Origin of the sequence: Sediminibacterium sp. (assembly GCF_051860225.1) — a bacterium.
GTDB lineage: Bacteria > Bacteroidota > Bacteroidia > Chitinophagales > Chitinophagaceae > Sediminibacterium.
This window is the reverse complement of sequence record NZ_JBHYEI010000001.1, coordinates 1,052,730-1,072,898: the sequence shown is the minus strand read 5'-3', so window position 1 is coordinate 1,072,898 and position 20,169 is coordinate 1,052,730. Positions and strand designations below refer to the sequence as shown.

The following is a 20,169-nucleotide window of genomic DNA, read 5'->3' as shown; positions in this document are numbered from 1 at the left end:
AGAATTGAACCCCGCTTTCGCGGGGTTTTTCTATTTTTACACTTTATTAAACAACTTATTCAATTATTTATCATGGGTAGAGGTGACAAAAAAACAGCTAAAGGAAAACGTTTCCAAGGGTCTTTCGGTAAGTCTAGGCCAGCTAATCCTGTTGCAGCAAAAAAGGCAGCAGCAAAAAAAGCAGCAACAAAAGCTTCTTAATTCAATAACAAGTGGGTCAGTACCGCTACGCGGAGTTGCTGATCCACTTATTGTATTATCCTTTTACGCCCGACGCAATTTTTTCAATGGCAGCCACTAATACGTCTAAGTCTGCTATTCGCGTATAAACATGCGGCGTTATTCTTACACAACTGATATTCTCCCATACTATGCCAACGGTATGTATTTTATAGGTATTGTACAATTGTTGGTCTAATTGTGCCGGTGTTAAGCCCTTGATGCTTACTCCACAAATAGCACAGGAATAGCCGGGTTTCAAAGATGTGTGTAATTGCACCCCCGGTATATTTTGAACTCGACTGGCCCAATAATTTTTTAAATACCGAATTCTTTCTTCTTTTCGTTTACTGCCAATGGCTGTATGAAATGCAATGGCTTCCCCAATGCCTTGTTCTATTGGAAAGCTTCGTGTACCAAGGGTTTCAAACTTTCGAATATCTGGGCTCTGCGGTTTATCATTGCATACCAAGGGCCATATCTTGGCTATATGTTCTTTCTTAACCCATAACATGCCCGATCCAATAGGAGCACTTAAAAACTTATGCAAGCTGGTGCCAAAATAATCGCATTCTAAATCGGGTATGGCAAAATCGAGCAAACCAAATGAGTGTGCACCGTCTACAATCACTTCTAACCCTCTTCGATGCGCCATTTGACATATTTTTTTAACGGGTAAAATTTGCCCTACCCAGTTAATGATATGGGTCACATGCAGGATCTTGGTTTTAGGGGTGATAGCTTGTTCAAATGCTTTCACAATGGTTTCATCGTCCTCAATAGGAAAATCAAAACTGATTTGTTTGTACACAATCCCATCTCGCAATGCCCGTTGCCGCCAAGCTTGTATCATATTGGGGTAGTCTTGCTTGGTGCCAATTACTTCATCGCCTTTTTGCAAATTGAGTCCAAAAATGACCGTATTCAGTGCTTCTGTGGCATTTCTGTTCACTGCAATTTCTTCAGGTGAACAGCCTGCTAGCAAAGCCAATTTTTGCCTGAGGGGCTCCCTACCTTGGTCTAAAATCCGCCACATAAAATAAGAGGGGCCCTGGTTCGATAATTGATTGTAGCGTTCTACTGCTTGTTGCACAACGCTAGGCGATGGGCTTACCCCGCCATTGTTCAGATTGATGAAATTAGAGGGTACCGTATAAGCTTGTTGTATCACCTGCCAGTAATCTTCGTCCGATGCAGCAATAATTGGGTTATCTGAAGTGATTGCAGCCGCCGCTTTAAACTGAGCAGCTTGTAATTGATTGAAAAAGCCATAACCAGCAAATACGCCGGCCATTGCGCCTGCTTTCTTGATGAAATTCCTTCTTGGCTCCACGGGTTTAATTTTAACGCTTAAGTTAAACATTATCCTCAGAAAACGGTTATATCTTTGTGCTTTAATACACCGAATATGAAGAAGAAAGGGCTGTTTTTACTATTGATGGTAGTTTTTCTTTTGGCAACTGAATCTATTCAAGCCCAGTGCTCTATTTGTACCAAAACAGCTTCTCAATTAGGTGAAGGCCCTGCTAAGGCTTTAAACTCTGCTATCATCTACTTAGCATTTGCGCCTATTGCCATCATGGGCTTTATTGGTTTCCGTTGGTGGAAAAAAGAACAAACTATTATTGCGGCGGAAGAGAATCGAAACAGCTAAGTAGCTCAAATCTCGCTAAGAAAAACAGCTGATTTATATCAAATCATCATTAATAAATACCAGATTTTCATCTGAGATGGAAAAAGAGAAATTGTATTTGCTAATGGCAGCGAATACCGATTTGGAACAGCCTTTTTTCATTTGATCGTGCAGCTCTAAATAAATGACTTTTGTTTTAGGTAACCAATATTCATAATTCTGTTCAAATACTTCTTTCTCTGACCCCTCTATATCTATCTTTAATAAATCAATGGTATCCCATTGCTCTCCTCGCATAATGGTTTCCACCGATTCTGCTGGTATGGCATCTGGATTGTCTGGATTGGTTTCGGTTACCATGAATGAGCTGCTCGGACCTGTTGGGTTCATGATAGATAAGTAGACGTCTTTATTCCATAAGCCCATACAATTGGCTTTGATGGAAGGATGGCCTTGAATATTTTTTAGCAATGCTTGAAAATTATCCCTGCTTGGCTCTACGGCTATGATTTTACTTTCTGGATATCGATGTGAAAAATAAACTGCTGCCAATCCTATATTAGCCCCTGCATCAATAATTCGGGTGGGTGTAAATGGCAATGACACGTTATACTGATCGTCTAAAAACACCTGCTTAAATGTGTATTTATCTGTGGTTTTACTACGTAAATAAAATGTAGTCTGGTATTTAGAAGAAGTAAATGCACCGTATTTCTTAAATAATAAATGTATATAGAACTTGATGCCGTCTACTAATCCAAATGCTTTTATTAATGGTTTAAACCTAGATGCCATGTGGGTATTTATTAACTAGCCCGAAAATAACCCATTACCACCTAAAACAAAATAAAAAACTCACTTTAAATGCAGAGATTATGGGCACTTGTCTTACTTTATAATAAAAAAGTTTGCGGTGGTGCTGAAGCAAAAAAACAAATAAGCGCCAATTCAGCTTCTTGGTTAATGAACGATTCCACAATTGGCTGAATTGCCCAAAAAACAATTGAACTGGCTCTGGAAAGCCTTGAATAGTGGCAAATGCAGCCAAATGCTTGCTCAACATTATTCTATACCGATTGCGATGTTCACTTTCCGTTAACCCTTGTTGTATGGTTATATTTTGGGTATGCATTCGTTGATACACCCCAATAAATGGAATAAATTGAATGCCGCCTGAAATGGTGGCATACATGGCCATCCACCAGTCATAGTATACTTCTTTGGGGAAAGGTAGTATGGGCATTAATGCCGATCTGCGCATGATGCTGGCATGCCCACTCACGGTATTAAACATGCCCAACAACAAGGGATCCTTCCCGTCAATTCTCCTGTTTTTTTTATTGGGTGCTGGATGGTTTGGAATGGCATCACTAAATCTTACTGAATCGCAATAAATTAATGCAGTATTGGGTTGCAAGGCGTCCATCATCAATCCCAACTTCTCTTTTTCCCAAATATCATCTTGATCTGCAAAAGCAATATATTCACCAACAGATAAGCGAATCGCTTTTTCGAAATTGGCATTGTACCCTATATTCATTGGGTTCAGAAATAATTTAATTCTTGTATTGGCTGAAGCCAATTGTTGCAACAACGCATAAGTACCATCAGTGGAAGCATCATCTACAATCACCAACTCTTCAAAAGGATAAGTTTGTGCCAATATAGACTGCACTTGTGCTTCCACAAATGCGGCTCCATTATAGGTACACATCACTATCGATAAAGATGATTGCATGATTGTTTAGCTTTATTGCCAATTTGTAAATATAATATTTAATTTAGTCTACTTAGAGCAAGCAAGATGTTGACGAATCAAACGCAATTCCCTTTAATCTCCGTTGTGTTGGCTACTTACAATGGAGCAAAATTTCTTCGAACACAATTAGACTCTGTTTTACAACAAGACTATCCCAATTTGGAGATCATTGTTACAGACGACAATAGTTCCGACGATACGCTTGCTATTATTGAATCTTACCAGTCAAAGCACCCCTTCATACAAATCATTAAGAGTAGAACCAACCAAGGTTATATCAAAAATTTTGAACGGGGTTGTAAGTTAGCAAAGGGTGAATACGTGGCTCTATGTGATCAAGACGATCAATGGCATCCTCAAAAAATAAGTAAATTGTATGCAGCCATTGGCGATGCTGCGTTGGCATATGCCAATTCTGTTTTATGCAATGAAAACATGGAGCCCATTGGTGTAACCATTGCTGATAGGGTTACTTGCAAAGATTTTTCAAGCCCTTTAGAACAAGCTATTTTCTGTAGAATTTATGGCCACGCCATGCTCATTAGGAATGAATTTTTACAACGAATTTTTCCGTTTCCTACCATTATTCCACATGACTGGTGGATTGCATACACTGCCACGGTAAACGGTGGCATCCGCTATATTCCAGACCAATTAGCTTGGTACAGACAACATAGCAACAATGTATTTGGTGCAGTAGGTGGCAAAAGAAATAAAGCACAAGAAGCACAAGCTGCTTTAAAGAAAAAACAAATTGCCCAAGAAAGAATTGAATTATTTTATTCCTATTGTCCTGCGGATTTAGCACAGGAGAAAATGGTATTGGGCAAGCTGAATCAATATTACCATGGATCAGGCATCTTCAATAATTTGCAAAGGATGGTATTGTTTTTCAAGTACCATCAACAATTATTGGCTTCTAAAAAAAGATCCCAAGTAAGGCAATGGTTGTTTTGCTTAAAAATGTTCTTGAAAATTATTTAAGCCAATTGTTGATAGATATTTAAATAAGCATGTGCTGCTTCATCCCAATTAAATAATGATGCTCTTGCTATTATTTTTTCAGCGCGATTGTTTTCTTCAAAATCTTTCATACCTGCTGCAAAAACAGCTTGCATATTTTGCGGATTAAAATCAGGAAAAATATACGCCACATCTCCGCCTATTTCTGGCAATGAAGTGGCGTTCGAGATAAAGACTGGTTTGCCAAAGTGCATGGCTTCCACCAGCGGAAGCCCAAATCCTTCAGATAAAGAAGGGAATACAAATGCACTACAATTTGCATAATACCATTGCTTATCATTTTCTGAAATGGCTCCTGCAAAAATCAATCGATTTTCAACACCCCATTTCTTGGCTTCAGCAATAATTTGTTCTACATACCTTGGTTGTTGGGTAATACCCGCAATAATCAATTGCATTTGATTGTTAGCTAATAGTGTCGGCAATACATGAAAATTTTTCTTTACCGCAATCGTGCCAATGGAAAAAATAAATGGTCCTTTAGGAACATGTATTGGAATGGTTGGCAAAATAGTTTCATTAAAATTACATCCATTATAAATGATTGAAAATGGCTTGCCTTGTAAATTAATATGCGCTTGTACATCTTTTGCTGTGTACGCCGATATAAATACAATATGACTGCTTGCGTCTACTTTTTTTTGTAATTGCTTTAACCAATTATTTCTTTTGGTCATCGACTTACGTTCATCATGATAATAATTTAAATCATGAATGGTAAATACAATGGGCTTTTTAAAATGAAAAGGAAAATAAGCACTGTCTTGACTGGTTGTATGCCAAATATCAACCTCTTTGAAAATGGGCAAATGGTATTTATACCAAAATTGAATAGGCAATATTTTAGTGTCTGCTGTAAAGTGTTGTTGTTGGCTGCTTGGTAAGAATAATTGAACCCGAATATTCGCTGCAGCGGCTTTTGTAATAAGTGATTGGGCCAATTGTTTACAAAAATAAAACAAGCCCGTGTGGGGATATTTCATCCGCTCCGCATCAAATAAAATGGTGGTTGGTTTATTCATGTATCAAGCATTCCCTGTATTTGCATACTCGTTTACAAAAGTAAAAAGATTGAACTGCTCTTTGCTTGCTTTGGCTTGTAATGCTTGGTAAATGGCTTTCTTATCGTAGGGCTTCATCCTATTTCTTGCAATCAATTGATATACTCGCTCGGTTAATAACCAAATTTTTCGATTGTTGATAGATATATGTTGTTGGTGTGCTTCAATAGCGGCTGCTAATTCCGTTATGCCTTCTTTTTGTGAAGCCACTGTTTTAACCACTTCAATTTTTTTATCTGTATTAAACGCTGGTGCCATCATCAAGCGCAGGTTTTTTACAAAAGTATCTGCATCAGGTCGATCACTTTTATTCACCACAAATACATCAGCTATTTCCATTAAGCCTGCTTTCATAGTTTGCACTTCATCGCCTGCTTCGGGTACTACTACAACAACTGTGGTATCGGCCAATCCTGCAATTTCAATTTCACTCTGCCCTACTCCAACCGTTTCAACAATAATTTCATCGAAGCCTGCTGTTTGTAAAATAGCCGTTATTTCTATGATATATGGATGCAGGCCGCCTAAGGATCCACGGGTGGCCAATGATCGAATATAAACGCCCGGATGATTATACCAATCGCTCATTCGAATTCTATCACCTAGTAAGGCACCCATATTAAATGGTGAAGAGGGATCAATACAGAGTATGGCTACTTTTTTTCCTTGAGCAGTCCAATGCCCAATGAGCGCATCGGTTAAAGTACTTTTTCCCGCACCAGGAGGTCCAGTAATTCCTGTAATTGGGGTTTTCCCAACGGGTAAGCTTTGTAAAAAATGATCATACCCCTCCACTTCATTTTCTACCAATGATATAGCTCTTGCAATGGATTGATGATTGCCTATTTGTATGCCTGCTAATAATTGTTTCCACATATAACTGCTGTAAATGTAAATTTATGCCAACTGTATGCCAAAAAGAGCAACAAATATTTTATTAGTATTGGCCATTATTATGTTGGGTGGGCTATTATGGAGTAGGGCCATCTTGTCTATCAGTATGGGCTTAATGGCCATCTATGCTATTTACTATTTTAAAAAAAATAACGCTGATCTTTTTTCACCGCTGTTTATTTGGTGTTTATCTCCCTTACTATTGGCATTCATTGGAATTTATCAAGCGGGTTTTACAGAAGCCAATTTATCTTTTTTACTTACCCTAATAGTTTATCCTATTGCAGGCATTACCGCTATTGCGGGGGAAAAATTTGCTTTTAGTAAAACCATTTCTCAACCTTGGATACATGCTGCTTTAATTGCTTTATTGTACCCGTTTGGATGGCTTGTGTTGCATGCTAGTGAAGCATTTGAGCTATATGGACAAGGTAGAACATTACCCGTATTCATGGATACCGATCATGTACGTTTCAGTATTTTTTTATGTAGCGCCTTGTTGTTTACCCTATTACCCATTAGTAATGCACGGTATAAAAAAACATCGTTTATTGTTTTACTAGGCGCTATTCTTTTATTGGCAGTTAGAACAGGTTGGGTCATCGCGGCTATTATCGTTGCTGGTTACGGCATATATTATTTGAAATCAAAAACTATAACAAATAGGAATCGTACTCGCAACATTTTGATTGTAATAATTGCTTTAATCACCGTACTTGCAATAACACCAACTGTTCAACAAAAAATCAGGTACACCCTCTACGATTGGAACACTTATAACACAAAGGGATATGATTCTACTTATTCAGATGGAGTAAGAAGAGCAATTAATACAGTGGCCTGGAAAGCCATTTCAGAAGATCATGCTACTTCAATTGGTTGGTCTGCTATTCCATCTGCATTGCAACAAAAATTTACACAAGTATGGAATGGTCAGCACACCCAATACGGCTGGCCATTTAATCAATGGCTATTTTGGTGGATGGGCAGTGGCTGGTGGGGCATGTTTCTATTTACCGCATGGTTATTTTACCCTGCTTGGTATGGATATAAGCACAAGAATCCTTACCTAATTATTTGGACATTAGCCATTGCATTCTCATGCCTTGTAGAAACCACCTTGAATTATCAGTACGGTGTTTTACTGCATGTTTGGCCTATTGTAGTTTGTTGGAATAAAAAAATAGCGACTCCAAAAATTGAAGTCGCTATTGATTAATTTTAATGGATAATTCTTTACTTAAAATAGTAACGTACAAATTCTCCAAATCCGATAGTACTCATACCTGATATACCAGATCCAGAACCAAATACACCTGCTGGAAAAGCTTCGTATTTTTTGGTGCCCACATAAATATCTACGCCAAAATCATAGGCTTGATTGGTAGCAATAGGTGCCCCAAACAATGCTTCTAACTCTGCAGCAGTTACAGAGAAAGTTGATGGCAATGACGTGATATTCGTTTTAAATACTCGAACATTGGTATTGTTTGCTACTCCTGTAATAGAAGTCATGGTATTCTTTCTAACTGTAATATCAATCTTGGTAGGAAGTGGCGTGCCAGGAAAAAAAGCAGATGCCACAAACTTACCTTGGAATGATCCAGCAGATGCTAATGGAATTTGACTAGATAGCACATTATTTGGACCTGTTTCAAAATTCACGCTGATGGCAGGAACATCTTCAATGCCTATTCTTTTAGGTATAGCACCGTCGTCTTTGGAACAACTAGTCATCAATGCCATGCTCCCAAAAATGAATGCTGATAGTATAATTATTTTATTGATTTTCATAATCTAAGTTTTTATTTTAAGGAACGATTATAGTTGCCAGAATACTTTAAATGATTCAGGTACTTTCTGTGGTGGAGCATTACTATTAAGTTGAAGCTCATTCAAGTTAAAAGGCAAAGACCAAGGATACTTTCGATCATTTGATACTGGTATTGATGGGCCGTTTGGAGGTGTTACACTAGAAACGTTTCCTTCAGGAGCCGGTGCAAATAAAACAGGGTAACCCGTCCTTCTATAATCGCTGTAACTATCCACTGGATTTTCTATACGATTAATCCATTTTTCAGTCATAATATACTCTAGCTTTTTAGCATCACTTCCTGCATCAAATAATGCAAGCACCGCAGTTTTATATGCAGCAGTTGCAGGCAAGGTAGATATCGCTGGAACAGTTTGTGCAGCACCCGCAGATCCTGGCTTTACATAGTTTGAAACAATATGATCAACCTGTCCAAAAGACTCATCCAATGCTTTACTAAATACAGCTTTTGCATTACCTGAAACTAAACCTGTTTGAATTAATTCTGCTTCTAAGTACAATCTATCTGCATAAGTTAGGAATTGGTGTGGTAAAGCCCCTGTTCCAGAGTTTTGTGGTCCGATTGAATTGATTGATCGACCCAATCCTTCATCATAACGACCACCTGCAGGATAAATTCCTAATAAAGAATATGTTTGGCTATTTGATCCATCTCTACAAGGACCAGTAGAACCAAAAACGATAGTTATAAATCCACCGTCACGGTATTCGGTACAGTTTTCTGGAATACCATTTGAACCACCAATTGGTGTTTTTTGATTGTATATATAATAAGGAATTCTAGGATCTACCGCATTGGTTAGAATATTTGGATTTACTCCTTTCATGATTTCATACAACCATGGGCTAAACAATTGACCACCGCGTTGAGTTGCATTGTAATCTCCAAATGCAGGGTGTCTATCATCTGTTGCTCCAATAGGACCATAAGGCATCATGAAGCTCTCTGATTGCGAGTTAATCAAAGTAGTTGGACTGGCTAACAATGCAGCTACCTGTGTTTTAACATCTTGTACTAGTCTAACCTGTGTGTATAGCTTTAATTTGATGGTATTTGCTGCTTTGATCCAATTGGTTACATTTCCTTTATAGATATAATCATCAGCTGCGGGAACAGATGGATTAATAGTAGTATTGTTTAAATCTGCAATACCCTCATCTAGCAAAGTAAATAGTTTAGGATAAATGGTTGCCCCTTTATCAAATTTAGGCTGTGTAATACCCTCTTCAAATTTATCAAACTCAGAAAAGGGAACATCACCGTAAACATCTACTAAAATGCTAAAAGTATATGCTTTTAAGATTTTTGCAATCCCAACATATTTAAACCTTTTTTCTTGGGTGCCTCTAGCAATGATTACATTAAGATTAGATATAGCAGCATACAATCCATCCCAACCTTGTGCTCCGGCACCATATCTATCTGCTCCAACTCTTCCAGTTTGTTGGTGAACATAAACCGCCATAGTATTTCCCATTCCTGAACCCAATGCTAGGTTATTCGAAATATTTCTTTCAGCGGCACTCAATACCATCGACAATTGAACTGAAGATGGAGTTGGGCTATTCGGATTTTTATTTACATCAAGAAATTTCTTACAGCCAGTTCCCATTATTGCTATGGCTGAGACTGCAACAAAAGTGTATATGAAATAATTCCTTCTCATAATATTTAATTTACTGTATGATATTAGAAAGTTACGTTTAAGTTAATCCCAAATCTTTTCGTGCTTGGAGCTCCTCCTGTTTCTACCCCTTGTGTTCCAGTTCCAACAACAGAGTTGATTTCTGGATCGAAATTGGTGTACTTAGGAATATTAGGTGCCCAAAACCAAAGATTACGACCACTTAATGAAAGTGTAACATTGGTTAGGTTTAACTTTTTCACCAATGTTGGTGGCAATGTATAAGACAATGCCATTTCTCTTAAACGATAAACTGTACCATCAAAAACTGCATATTCAAATGCACCGTTGGTTGCAAAACTTCCTCCAGTTCCAGCAGTGAAGAATAAATCATTCGTGGTAACTTTTGTTTGATTGGGAACTGTTTTACCACCAACCAAAAGTGGTGTGAAACGATTAAGTCCATCCGCACCAGTAACTGGTGTAGGATTTCCGTAAATACCCGTGATTACTCTATTCTTCTCTCTATCTTCAACATCTCTTGTAACGCCTCTTCCTAACATACTACTAATGGTTTCAGAATAGAAAGCACCTCCTTTAGTCATATCGAATAATATGTTTAACTGAAATCCTTTGTATGAAAAGCTATTAGTGATACCCATTTTATAATTCGGGGTAGGATCACCTACCATACCTGGATTAGGATCAACTAAAGGCATTCCTGAAACGGTGCTAATCAATAACTGACCATCTGCAGATCTAGCAGAATAAGAACCTCTTAAATATCCATAAGGCATTCCCGCTTCAATCCAGTTAAATCCTCCTAATTGTGCGCGAGTTAATCCAGCAGCCAATCTTTCAACTGTATTTCTGTTTTTAGTAAATATTACCCTTGTATCCCATATAAAGTTCTTAGTGATAATTGGCTTAATATCTAAACCAATTTCTATACCCGTATTACGTATTGCCCCTAAATTGGTAAAGAATGAACTATATCCGGTTGTTTGTGGCAAACTAATCGCATAAATCAAATTGGTAGATCTTTTGTCGTACCAAGTAACTTCTAATCCAAGCCTTTGTTTAAAGAAACGAACATCAGAGCCTAACTCAAGTTCTGTAGTAAACTCTGGAGTTAGTTGTGGATCAAATGTAGAACCCCCTCTTGTAGCTAAAGGTTGACCCAAGAAGCCAAGTGCATTCAGACCAAAAATGGGCTCTCCATTATGGGGTGCAGCATCATTACCCACTTTAGCATAACCAACACGCAGTTTACCATAATCGAACCAATTATTCTTCAATTTAAACGCATCAGACCATACCAATGATCCAGAAACGCCTGGATAGAAATACTTGGCATTTTTATAAGGTAGGGTTGAAGTAAGATCTGCACGACCAGTTAAGTTCAAGTAAGCAAATCCTTTATAACCAAAAGACGCATCGGCAAAAATACCCACCAAACGCCTAGTTGATCGGTTGTCTCCGCTAAATGATTGTCTGCGCGTGTTGGTTAAATTGAATAAATTAGGAACAACAAAATCAACTCCGTAAACCTGTTGTGCTCTTGAAGTTCTTTCATTCACTTCACTACCAATGTTGAAATCAAGGGTAACATTGTCTATCAACTTAGGATTATTGTAAACTAAAACTATTTTACCTTGTATCTCTTGTTGTCTATTAACCACTTCAGTTAAAGTGCCTAGTAAATTATCTGCACTACCTAAAGAAGATTTGTTGATAATCTGATCTCTAAATAAAGCATAACTGTTTACGCCTGCATTAAAATCAAGTTTAAGTCTATTGCTGAATTTGTAGCTAGCTCTAATATTAGCTACAATACGGTCATCAATTGAAGTAATAACGTTATTCTTTGCTCCCCAAACAGGATTGGTGTACTGACCATCGTTAAAACCAATTTGTTGACCAGCTCTGTTTTCTGACGGGAAGCCCACTATATCCCAGTTTCTTGCCATGGTATAAGTACGGCCCCACTGAGAAATAAAGCTTTGCGCTTGTCCAATAAATCCACCAATTTGCTTTGTACGAGCATAAGAAAGGTTTGCGCCAATGGTAAGATTACCAATTGCTGTTTGTCCACCAACACTAATATTATTTTTTGTATAACTCGAATTAGTGATATATCCTTTTTGGTCAACTCTTGAAAGCGTTACATTGAATAAGGTACTACCTTCTCCACCATTAAGGCCAATAGAATTCTCCACTAAATTACCCGTATTGAAAAGGTTTCTAACATTGTCTGGATAGGCTTTGTAAGCAATTTGTCCATTAGGAAATAATTCTGGATAAGAAGCGTACATAGTTGCCCATGTTGTAGCTGGAATAGAGTCTACGCCTGAAGCAGAAGTACGAATAGGTATACCACTTGCATTGTACACTACCCCTTTGCCAAATCTTGCACCCCAAGAACCATTAGAAGATTGTGTTCTAAAGTTGGCGCCCGCTCCGTATAAATTTTGAAATTCTGGAATATCAGAAATCTTCTCAAAGCTGTAACCTGCTCTATATGTAACATTTAAAGATTTAGCACCTTTTTTAGGAGCACCAGACTTTGTAGTAATTAATAATACTCCGTTTGCAGCTCTTGATCCATAAAGGGATGCAGCTGCAGCTCCTTTTAAAATGTTCATCGACTCAATATCATTCGGATCTAAGTTGCCTAATCCAGAACCATAAGTACCGCCACCAGAAAATGGACTAGTAGTATTTACAATTGGATTACTATATGGTACACCATCCACCACAATTAAAGGTTCACCTCCATTGAATGAAGAAACCCCTCTAATTTGAATACTGGCTGCTGCTCCTGGAGCACCTTGTCCTGCTCTGATATCTACCCCAGGAACTTTACCTGCAAGGCCATTCAAGATATTGGGTTCAGATTTTTGTAATAAGGTAGTTGGATTAACAGTTGATACCGCATAACCCAATGCTTTCTCCGAACGCTTAATTCCCATAGCTGTAACAACTACTTCGGATAAAGCAGATTCAGAACTTTCCAAGGAAATATTCAATATAGTCTGTGTTCCGACTACAATTTCCTTGTTAATAAAATTCAAGCTTGATACTACTAATACATCGCCTTTTGACGCAGAAATTTTAAAATTTCCTTGAGCGTCTGCAGATGCACCACTCGATTTTTTTCCTTTAACCACAATAGAAGCCGATGGAATAGCTGCCCCTTTTCCATCAGTTATTTTGCCCGAAATTGTTAGGTTCTGGGCGCTTACTACAATGGTAAAACATACCATTGATAGCAAAAAGGTAGACAAGATTTTAATCATGTACTTAGTTTTAGTTTTGCCAGTTAATTGTGTTGCGCTAACAATATATTAAGTAATTGTTAAAATTTAACATTTTTATAAACAAAATGTATAAAAGGTATAGAAATGCAGCAGTTATAGGCATAAAAAGGCCTACAACTGGCTGAATGTGTAAAAAATACAAATACTAAATGTTAAGGAAGTAGTCGATAGTTCTTAAAATCAAAAGGCCTTATTCCGGTTGCTTTTTCAAAATAATATAAGAAACGATCTTTCAGACTGAACTTTTTCTTTGAGGGATCAAAACTGATTGGCCAATTAGCCCTATTTATTCGTTCTTGCATTACTTGTGGATGAGTTCCATTGAATTTTTCTAATGAATCAAATTGACTGTAATCAAAAAAATCGGGCTGTGCCATATAGTCTTTCAAGGCTTCATCCTTATGCCAAAGCTTACTAAACTCTTTTTGCTTTTTCATCATTTGTGCTGGAGACTTTACCCAACCGTAATGATATATATAAGCATCAATAGCTTTAACTTTTAACTTCTGCCCACCTTTTCTAAATCCCTGGGCATCTTTATAAGCTGAGATATTGCGATCGTTTCGAATTATTCGCACTTCTTTGCTGTACCAGGTTCTACTATCCCCCACGTAATCGTATGTTCCATAAAAATGGAGGTATTTGAATAACAATCCTTCTACTTGATACTGATCTTTGTAATCGGCGCAACCTTTTAATATTGCGGCATGGTACTGCTCATGCACCACTTCATCACCCTGTATATAAAATGCCCAATCAGCATCTTTGCTTATCAGCTGCATGGCTTTATTGGTTTCTACAGCTAAAACCGAACCGCCAGACCGCAAATTGGGGTCCCAAATAGAATGATGAATCTTGATTTTAGGATCATTGATTGATTCCATTAGTTCAATAGTTCCATCAGTACAATCCCCTATTAAAATAATCATTTCATCAACCATCGGTAAAATAGATTTTACCGCTTCTACAATGGGGTAATCATTTAGCACCGCATTTTTAATAATGGTAAACCCCGAAATTTTCATACGCAATATTAATGTTTAATCAATGTTTATACAAGCTCTTTCCATTTTACTTAAATTGTGGAGCATATGATCAATTTCGTTCCCATTTTTCCATTGGCATTGGTTGTTTATCCTGGTGAAGAATTGAACCTTCACATATTTGAGCCTCGCTATAAAGAATTAATTACCGAATGTTTTGCGGAAGCAAAACCATTTGGCATACCCACCGTACTAGATAAAGGAATTGCTGAAACTGGAACCATGGTTGAAATAACAGAGATTGTTCAAGTATACGAAGATGGCAGAATGGATATTAAAACCAGAGGGATAAGGGTGTTTCAAGTGTTAGAGCTGATAGAATCCATTCCCGATAAATTATTCAGTGGCGCTATAGTAACGTATCCGAATAATGATACTAATACCAAGCCCTTTATATCGTTTAAAATTTTAGATTCAATTTATGTTTTGCATCGATTACTAAATGTTACTAAGAATTTTAATAAAAAAGTGGCTGATATGATGAGTTATGATATGGCCCATCATGCAGGCTTATCACTAGATGAGGAGTACGAATTATTGTGTTTGCTTAAAGAAGAGCAGCGGCTAGAATATTTAAGAAGGCATTTAGAAAAAGTAATTCCAGTTATCACAGGCATGGAACAATTAAAAGAAAGGATTATTATCAATGGTTCTTTTAAAAAATTAAAAGGGTACAACCTTAACTAAATATTTTATGGGCATTTCACTTTGTTTGGATTTTGGGAATACGCGTTTAAAAGTGGCAGTATTTACTGGTAGGGATTTTCAACAAGAAATTAGTTTACCCGATGCTTCCATAACAACCATTTCATCGTTAATGGATGAATGGAAGCCAAAGAAAGTGATCCTTTCCTCAGTAATTAACCATGATCCTGCAATAGAAAAAGTCATGGCTGAGCAAACCGCGTTTCATCGTTTAAGCCATGCTAGCTCCCTTCCATTAACCACACCAGTTGGTAAACCTGAAACCATTGGAGCCGATCGTTTGGCATTGGTAGCTGCCGCAGTTGACCTTTTTCCCCAACAACATAACCTTGTGATTGGTCTTGGAACTTGTATTACTTATAATTTTATCAACAATCGTCATGAATTTTTGGGCGGAAGTATTTCTCCTGGAATGAATATGCGGTTCAGGGCAATGCACGAACAAACCGCATTATTACCCTATATTAAAGCAGAATCCCCCTTTCCACTAGTGGGTTATGATACCAAAACCAATCTTTTGAGTGGGGTAATTTGGGGAATGACCAAAGAAATTGATGGAATAATTGATGAATATGCGCTAAAATACAGCAACTTTAACGTGCTATTAACCGGGGGGGATATGCCTTTTTTTGTACCGCACCTAAAAAACAGGATATTTGCCGACCCAAACCTAATTTTTAAAGGCTTATATGCAATCAGTGAGTTCAACAACAGGTAGGCTGGCTTTTGTGGTTAGTTTCATCTCTTTTTTCGCAATCAGTTCATCTGCTCAGGTAAATTCACCATTTTCCCGTTACGGATTGGGCAATTTAGTAGGTTCCCAACACGTAATTAGTCGTTCAATGGGAGGGCTTTCAGCTGCTTATGCAGATGGCGCTAACTATAATGTAGGGCAGGCTGTCAATTTTAATAACCCTGCAACGTACGGTGCCAATTATATGGTTACCTACGATTTAGGTTTGTCAATTGATTCAAGAAAATTGAAAAGTAATAATCCTAGTGGTTCTTTCAGTTCCATCTACGTTATCCCTAGCTATTTAGCGGTAAGTGTTCCGTTAAATAAATTAAAGGGATTGGGTTTGGCTTTTGGATTAAGGCCAATCACTAGATTGAATTACGGTGTAGAAAGCAGGGCTCGCTTAGCAGGCGATAGTATTGGAACCATTTATGAAGGAACTGGTGGTACCAATCAAGCTTTTATTGGGGTAGGTAAAAAATGGAAGAACTTAAGTATTGGTGCTAATACAGGCTACACTTTTGGAAGACAAGAAATTAGTACTTCTAAAACTTTTTATAACGACACCCTACTCTATTTCCAATCTAGAAGTGCTTCGCAAATCAATTTTGGGAGTATGTTTCTCCAAGCGGGTATTCAGTACGAATTCACTTTATCGAAAAAAGAAAATGCGGCAGATAAATCTTCTAAAAATTTGTTGATGAGAATAGGTGCTACGGCTTCTTTTCAGCAAAATATGAATGCAGTTAGAAGACTCAGCAATCAAACCTATGTCTTAAATGCTTCTGGTGGTTTAATAGAAGTAGATAGTATTGCTAAACAAGATAATATTAAAGGTACCATTATCATGCCTGCCACTTACGATGCAGGTTTCATGCTCATGAAAACCATATCTAATACAAGAGGCAATTTCCAATTATGGTCTGCTGGTGTTGAATACACTACCACACAATGGACTAAGTTTAGATCTTATGGGCAGCCCGATGCGTTAAATAATAGCTGGGCATTAAAATTAGGCGCACAAATTAGTCCAAATCCGGATGGTGGCTCTACTAGCTATTTAAGCAATGTCAACTACCGTTTTGGCTTCCAGTTTGGGAAAGACTATATTAATGCAGATGGTAACGGACTTAATCATAGTTCCTTCACACTAGGTGCAGGTTTCCCCATTAGAAAATGGAGAAACTACGAAACTCAATTCACTGTAGTTCAGGCTGCCATGCAATTTGGGAAAAGAGGTTCTGCCGTAAATAATATTACAGAGAACTACACTCAAATAACTTTAGGATTTAGTTTAAGTGATATGTGGTTCATTAAACGTAGATATGATTAATTTGATTTTCCATAATAAAAATAAATTTGCAGCCTTCTTATCAGGCTGCTTTTTTATGCTGGCATGCGAGAATGATGTAAATGTGGTAAGGGAATTAGGAAAGAAAAAACCTGGTATTGAAGAAGGTAAAAATATTACCAGCTATCTAAGTATGGGGGGCAAAATGAAAGCGAAACTAACTGCTCCACTTTTGTTAAGATACCAAGGAGACAGTGCACTCAAATCAGAATTTCCCAAGACCTTGTTTGTAGAGTTTTTTAATGATAGTATGAAGCTAGAGAGTACCCTCAGAGCCAATTATGGAAGATATATTGAGAACGAGAATAAGATTTATTTGAGGGATAGTGTGGTCATCATCCGAATCAATGGAGACACTTTAGAAACATCCGAATTATTTTGGGATCAAACACTAGGAAGATTTCATACAGACAAATCAGTTACTACCAGTCAACGTAACCCTCGTCAGAAGCTATTTGCAAGAAAAGGCTTCAGCTCTAATCAAACTTTAACAGATATTACTTATTACGAATTAGATTTAGGAAGTTTTCTATTTTTACCAGATAGCACTTCAGATAAAAAACAATAAAATAATTTTTATGGAATACAGAAGAATGGGAAGATCAGGCCTTCAATTAAGCGTATTAAGCTTTGGAAGTTGGGTAACATTTCATAAACAAATTAACGATAATAGTGCCGACGAATTAATGGGCATTGCTTACGATAATGGCATCAACTTTTTTGACAATGCAGAAGTTTATGCATTGGGTGAGAGTGAAAAAATGATGGGGCGAGTGTTAAAAGCAAAAAACTGGGACAGAACTTCTTACACGCTTTCCTCTAAAGCTTTTTTTGGATGGAGAGGCAAAGAAAATAAACCCAATCAAACAGGCCTTAGTAGAAAGCATTTAACTGAAGCTTGTAACGAAGCTTTACAGCGTTTACAAACTGACTATTTAGATCTTTATTTCTGTCATAGACCCGATAAAAACACGCCTATTGAAGAAGTGGTGTTAACCATGAATACCTTAATTCAACAAGGAAAGATTTTATATTGGGGAACTAGTGAATGGAGCGGCGTTGAATTAATGGAAGCGCATAGAGTGGCACAGCACTATCGCTTGATTGGACCTTCCATGGAACAACCTCAATACAATTTATTTGAAAGAAATAAAGTTGAAAATGATTATTTAGAAGTCTTTAAAAATGTAGGTTTAGGTACTACTATTTGGAGTCCTTTAGCTGCTGGATTACTCACTGGCAAATACAATAATGGCATTCCCGAAGGCAGCCGATTAGCCATTGAAGGTTTCGATTGGCTGAAAGAGCGTTGGATCATGCAAGATAAAATTGAAAAAGTACAACAACTACAAATATTGGCCAACGAGCTGGGTTGCAGTTTACCCGCATTAAGCATTGCATGGTGTATTAAAAACCCAAATGTAACTACTGCTATTTTGGGTGCTACCAAAAAAGAACAATTGATTGATAATTTGACCGCTTTAAAAGCTGTAGCGCTTTTAAGTGCTGAAGTGATTGCCAAAATAGAAGCAATCATGCAGAATAAACCCATTTTAGCAGAATATTAGAAAGCAAAAAAATAGTTCTACCTTCTTTCCAACTTTTCATACAATCCTTCTCTTATTTATGAAAACTGCTTGGAACAGGTAATGGACATACAAATAGCTGCTGTAAAAAAGGCTTGCAATGGAGATGCAAAAGCCCAGGCTTGGTTGTACGAGCAATACAGTAAAGCCATGTTTAATATCTGTACCAGAATGACTGGTAATATTTCAGACGCAGAAGACCTTTTACAAGACTGCTTTGTTATTGCATTTAGCAATCTTCACCAGCTTAAAGTTGAAGCGCAATTTGGCGGCTGGCTCAAAAGAATTGTAGTAAATGAATGCATTCGTTTCAGCAAAAAAAATATTCGCTGGGAAGAATGGGATAGCAACGAACAAGGCAATTGGGTAAATGAGGAAGTGGAGTGGTGGAAAACGATTGATTTCAACATCATTCATACATCCATTAAGCAATTGCCTGATGGATGTAGACAGGTATTCAATTTGTATGTATTTGAAGATTATTCGCACAAACAAATTGCAGCCAGCATGGGAATTTCAGAATCAACCAGTAAAAGCCAATATCAAAGAGCAAGGGTATTGCTAAAACAAAGAATTTACAAACAAGTACAAATACATGGATGAGTTTAAAAAATATTTAATAGAAAATCAAGATCAATTCAATGCTGATGAGCCAAGCCCCCTTGTTTGGAGCAAAGTGCAACAGAGTGTGAAATTGGAGAAATCTACTACTACTGGAAAAGTTTTTTCAATGCGAAAGCTGGTCCAATGGTCCGCGGCTGCTTGTATCTTGGGCTTAGCGGGAATAGGAGTTTGGTATTTATTGAATCATCAGTCAGTAGTTATTAAGCCCGTACAAGAGCAAGTGACCATCAACAATGAGTCATCGCCAATGCCTTCGCCAACTAATAATACCAAAGTAGAGAGTCCAACCGTAAGTACCCCTGAAGACGCTAAAGCTTCTGCAAAATCAACCCCTACTCCAAATAGTCGTTTTGCTAAAGCAACTAATCCATCAGCACAATCATTCAACAAAGCAAATAACGTTGAAAATACAATGACTGCACTAGCCAATATGGAGAGTGGTTTTATTCAAATCATCAATTTACAAAAAGGGAAAATTAGCACCACCCCCATGTATGCTGAATCAGCCAGCTATTTTAATGAGTTCAAAGCACAAATAAATCAATTAGAGCAAGATGAGAACCAAATTAAAAAAGACATTGCTAAAAAGGGTCTAACAGATCATCAGCTTGATCAACTGATAAATCTGTATCAATATAAATTAACTGTTCTGAAACAGCTGCAGCTTGAGATGAACAAAACCAATAATCGTTACAAACAAAACAGAGGACCAGTAGATTCTACTCGTACTTACTTTATTAATATTTAAACTGTTGA

The 20,169-nt window shown here is 37.4% G+C and carries 20 protein-coding genes; 11 read left to right on the top strand and 9 right to left on the bottom strand.

Annotation, left to right across the window (positions count from 1 at the left end):
• Positions 1-3 precede the first annotated feature (3 nt).
• A complete protein-coding gene (locus tag ACTIEI_RS04640) occupies positions 4-201 on the top strand; it encodes a 30S ribosomal protein THX (RefSeq protein WP_439505533.1) in 198 nt (65 codons plus the stop codon).
• Positions 202-256: 55 nt separating this feature from the next.
• On the opposite strand, the gene ACTIEI_RS04635 is transcribed toward ACTIEI_RS04640, so the two are convergent.
• Positions 257-1,552, bottom strand: a complete 1,296-nt coding sequence (locus ACTIEI_RS04635) for an aminotransferase class V-fold PLP-dependent enzyme (RefSeq protein WP_439505116.1) — start codon at positions 1,550-1,552, stop codon at positions 257-259.
• 75 nt (positions 1,553-1,627) lie between these two features.
• Here ACTIEI_RS04635 and ACTIEI_RS04630 point away from each other — a divergent pair, with 75 nt between their 5' ends.
• Entirely contained in the window at positions 1,628-1,873 is a 246-nt protein-coding gene (locus tag ACTIEI_RS04630) for a hypothetical protein (protein WP_439505115.1), read from the top strand.
• Positions 1,874-1,906: 33 nt separating this feature from the next.
• Here ACTIEI_RS04630 and ACTIEI_RS04625 read toward each other — a convergent pair whose 3' ends face one another.
• Together ACTIEI_RS04625 and ACTIEI_RS04620 are read right to left on the bottom strand one after the other, a co-directional pair.
• The gene (locus ACTIEI_RS04625; RefSeq protein ID WP_439505114.1) at positions 1,907-2,647 is read right to left on the bottom strand and encodes an FkbM family methyltransferase; all 741 of its coding nucleotides are present in this window, start codon (positions 2,645-2,647) and stop codon (positions 1,907-1,909) included.
• A gap of 34 nt (positions 2,648-2,681) precedes the next feature.
• Positions 2,682-3,590 (bottom strand): glycosyltransferase, encoded by a 909-nt coding sequence (locus ACTIEI_RS04620; protein ID WP_439505113.1) that lies wholly within the window; start codon positions 3,588-3,590, stop codon positions 2,682-2,684.
• A 66-nt stretch (positions 3,591-3,656) separates the two neighbouring features.
• Between ACTIEI_RS04620 and ACTIEI_RS04615 the strand changes: the two genes are divergently transcribed.
• Positions 3,657-4,595 (top strand): glycosyltransferase family 2 protein, encoded by a 939-nt coding sequence (locus ACTIEI_RS04615; protein ID WP_439505112.1) that lies wholly within the window; start codon positions 3,657-3,659, stop codon positions 4,593-4,595.
• Here ACTIEI_RS04615 and ACTIEI_RS04610 read toward each other — a convergent pair.
• Positions 4,592-5,656: a glycosyltransferase family 4 protein gene (locus tag ACTIEI_RS04610; protein WP_439505111.1), complete on the bottom strand. Its 1,065-nt coding sequence runs from the start codon at positions 5,654-5,656 to the stop codon at positions 4,592-4,594. The two genes, ACTIEI_RS04615 and ACTIEI_RS04610, sit on opposite strands and share 4 nt — an antisense overlap.
• Before the next feature lie 3 nt (positions 5,657-5,659).
• On the bottom strand, positions 5,660-6,571 hold the full coding sequence (gene meaB / locus ACTIEI_RS04605; RefSeq protein ID WP_439505110.1) for a methylmalonyl Co-A mutase-associated GTPase MeaB: 912 nt from the start codon (positions 6,569-6,571) through the stop codon (positions 5,660-5,662).
• Between the two features lie 34 nt (positions 6,572-6,605).
• Between meaB and ACTIEI_RS04600 the strand changes: the two genes are divergently transcribed.
• Positions 6,606-7,808, top strand: coding sequence for an O-antigen ligase family protein (locus tag ACTIEI_RS04600; protein ID WP_439505109.1), 1,203 nt, complete (start codon positions 6,606-6,608; stop codon positions 7,806-7,808).
• A 17-nt stretch (positions 7,809-7,825) separates the two neighbouring features.
• On the opposite strand, the gene ACTIEI_RS04595 is transcribed toward ACTIEI_RS04600, so the two are convergent.
• From ACTIEI_RS04595 to ACTIEI_RS04580, 4 genes are all read right to left on the bottom strand, one after another.
• Positions 7,826-8,383: a hypothetical protein gene (locus tag ACTIEI_RS04595; RefSeq protein ID WP_439505108.1), complete on the bottom strand. Its 558-nt coding sequence runs from the start codon at positions 8,381-8,383 to the stop codon at positions 7,826-7,828.
• A 27-nt stretch (positions 8,384-8,410) separates the two neighbouring features.
• Positions 8,411-10,090, bottom strand: a complete 1,680-nt coding sequence (locus tag ACTIEI_RS04590; RefSeq protein WP_439505107.1) for a SusD/RagB family nutrient-binding outer membrane lipoprotein — start codon at positions 10,088-10,090, stop codon at positions 8,411-8,413.
• Positions 10,091-10,113: 23 nt separating this feature from the next.
• Positions 10,114-13,347, bottom strand: a complete 3,234-nt coding sequence (locus tag ACTIEI_RS04585) for a SusC/RagA family TonB-linked outer membrane protein (RefSeq protein ID WP_439505106.1) — start codon at positions 13,345-13,347, stop codon at positions 10,114-10,116.
• Positions 13,348-13,520: 173 nt separating this feature from the next.
• The gene (locus tag ACTIEI_RS04580; protein ID WP_439505105.1) at positions 13,521-14,393 is read right to left on the bottom strand and encodes a glycosyltransferase family 2 protein; all 873 of its coding nucleotides are present in this window, start codon (positions 14,391-14,393) and stop codon (positions 13,521-13,523) included.
• A gap of 66 nt (positions 14,394-14,459) precedes the next feature.
• Here ACTIEI_RS04580 and ACTIEI_RS04575 point away from each other — a divergent pair, with 66 nt between their 5' ends.
• From ACTIEI_RS04575 to ACTIEI_RS04545, 7 genes are all read left to right on the top strand, one after another.
• The gene (locus tag ACTIEI_RS04575) at positions 14,460-15,098 is read left to right on the top strand and encodes an LON peptidase substrate-binding domain-containing protein (protein ID WP_439505104.1); all 639 of its coding nucleotides are present in this window, start codon (positions 14,460-14,462) and stop codon (positions 15,096-15,098) included.
• 7 nt (positions 15,099-15,105) lie between these two features.
• Positions 15,106-15,834, top strand: a complete 729-nt coding sequence (locus ACTIEI_RS04570) for a type III pantothenate kinase (protein ID WP_439505103.1) — start codon at positions 15,106-15,108, stop codon at positions 15,832-15,834.
• Complete coding sequence (locus tag ACTIEI_RS04565; RefSeq protein ID WP_439505102.1) at positions 15,806-17,185, top strand: hypothetical protein; 1,380 nt, start codon at positions 15,806-15,808, stop codon at positions 17,183-17,185. The genes ACTIEI_RS04570 and ACTIEI_RS04565 overlap by 29 nt, the downstream gene beginning before the upstream one ends.
• Entirely contained in the window at positions 17,178-17,771 is a 594-nt protein-coding gene (gene lptC / locus ACTIEI_RS04560) for an LPS export ABC transporter periplasmic protein LptC (protein ID WP_439505101.1), read from the top strand. The genes ACTIEI_RS04565 and lptC overlap by 8 nt, the downstream gene beginning before the upstream one ends.
• A 10-nt stretch (positions 17,772-17,781) precedes the next feature.
• Positions 17,782-18,771 (top strand): potassium channel beta subunit family protein, encoded by a 990-nt coding sequence (locus ACTIEI_RS04555; RefSeq protein WP_439505100.1) that lies wholly within the window; start codon positions 17,782-17,784, stop codon positions 18,769-18,771.
• 81 nt (positions 18,772-18,852) lie between these two features.
• The gene (locus ACTIEI_RS04550) at positions 18,853-19,392 is read left to right on the top strand and encodes an RNA polymerase sigma factor (RefSeq protein ID WP_439505099.1); all 540 of its coding nucleotides are present in this window, start codon (positions 18,853-18,855) and stop codon (positions 19,390-19,392) included.
• Positions 19,385-20,161 (top strand): hypothetical protein, encoded by a 777-nt coding sequence (locus ACTIEI_RS04545; protein ID WP_439505098.1) that lies wholly within the window; start codon positions 19,385-19,387, stop codon positions 20,159-20,161. The genes ACTIEI_RS04550 and ACTIEI_RS04545 overlap by 8 nt, the downstream gene beginning before the upstream one ends.
• The last annotated feature ends 8 nt before the right edge of the window (positions 20,162-20,169 follow it).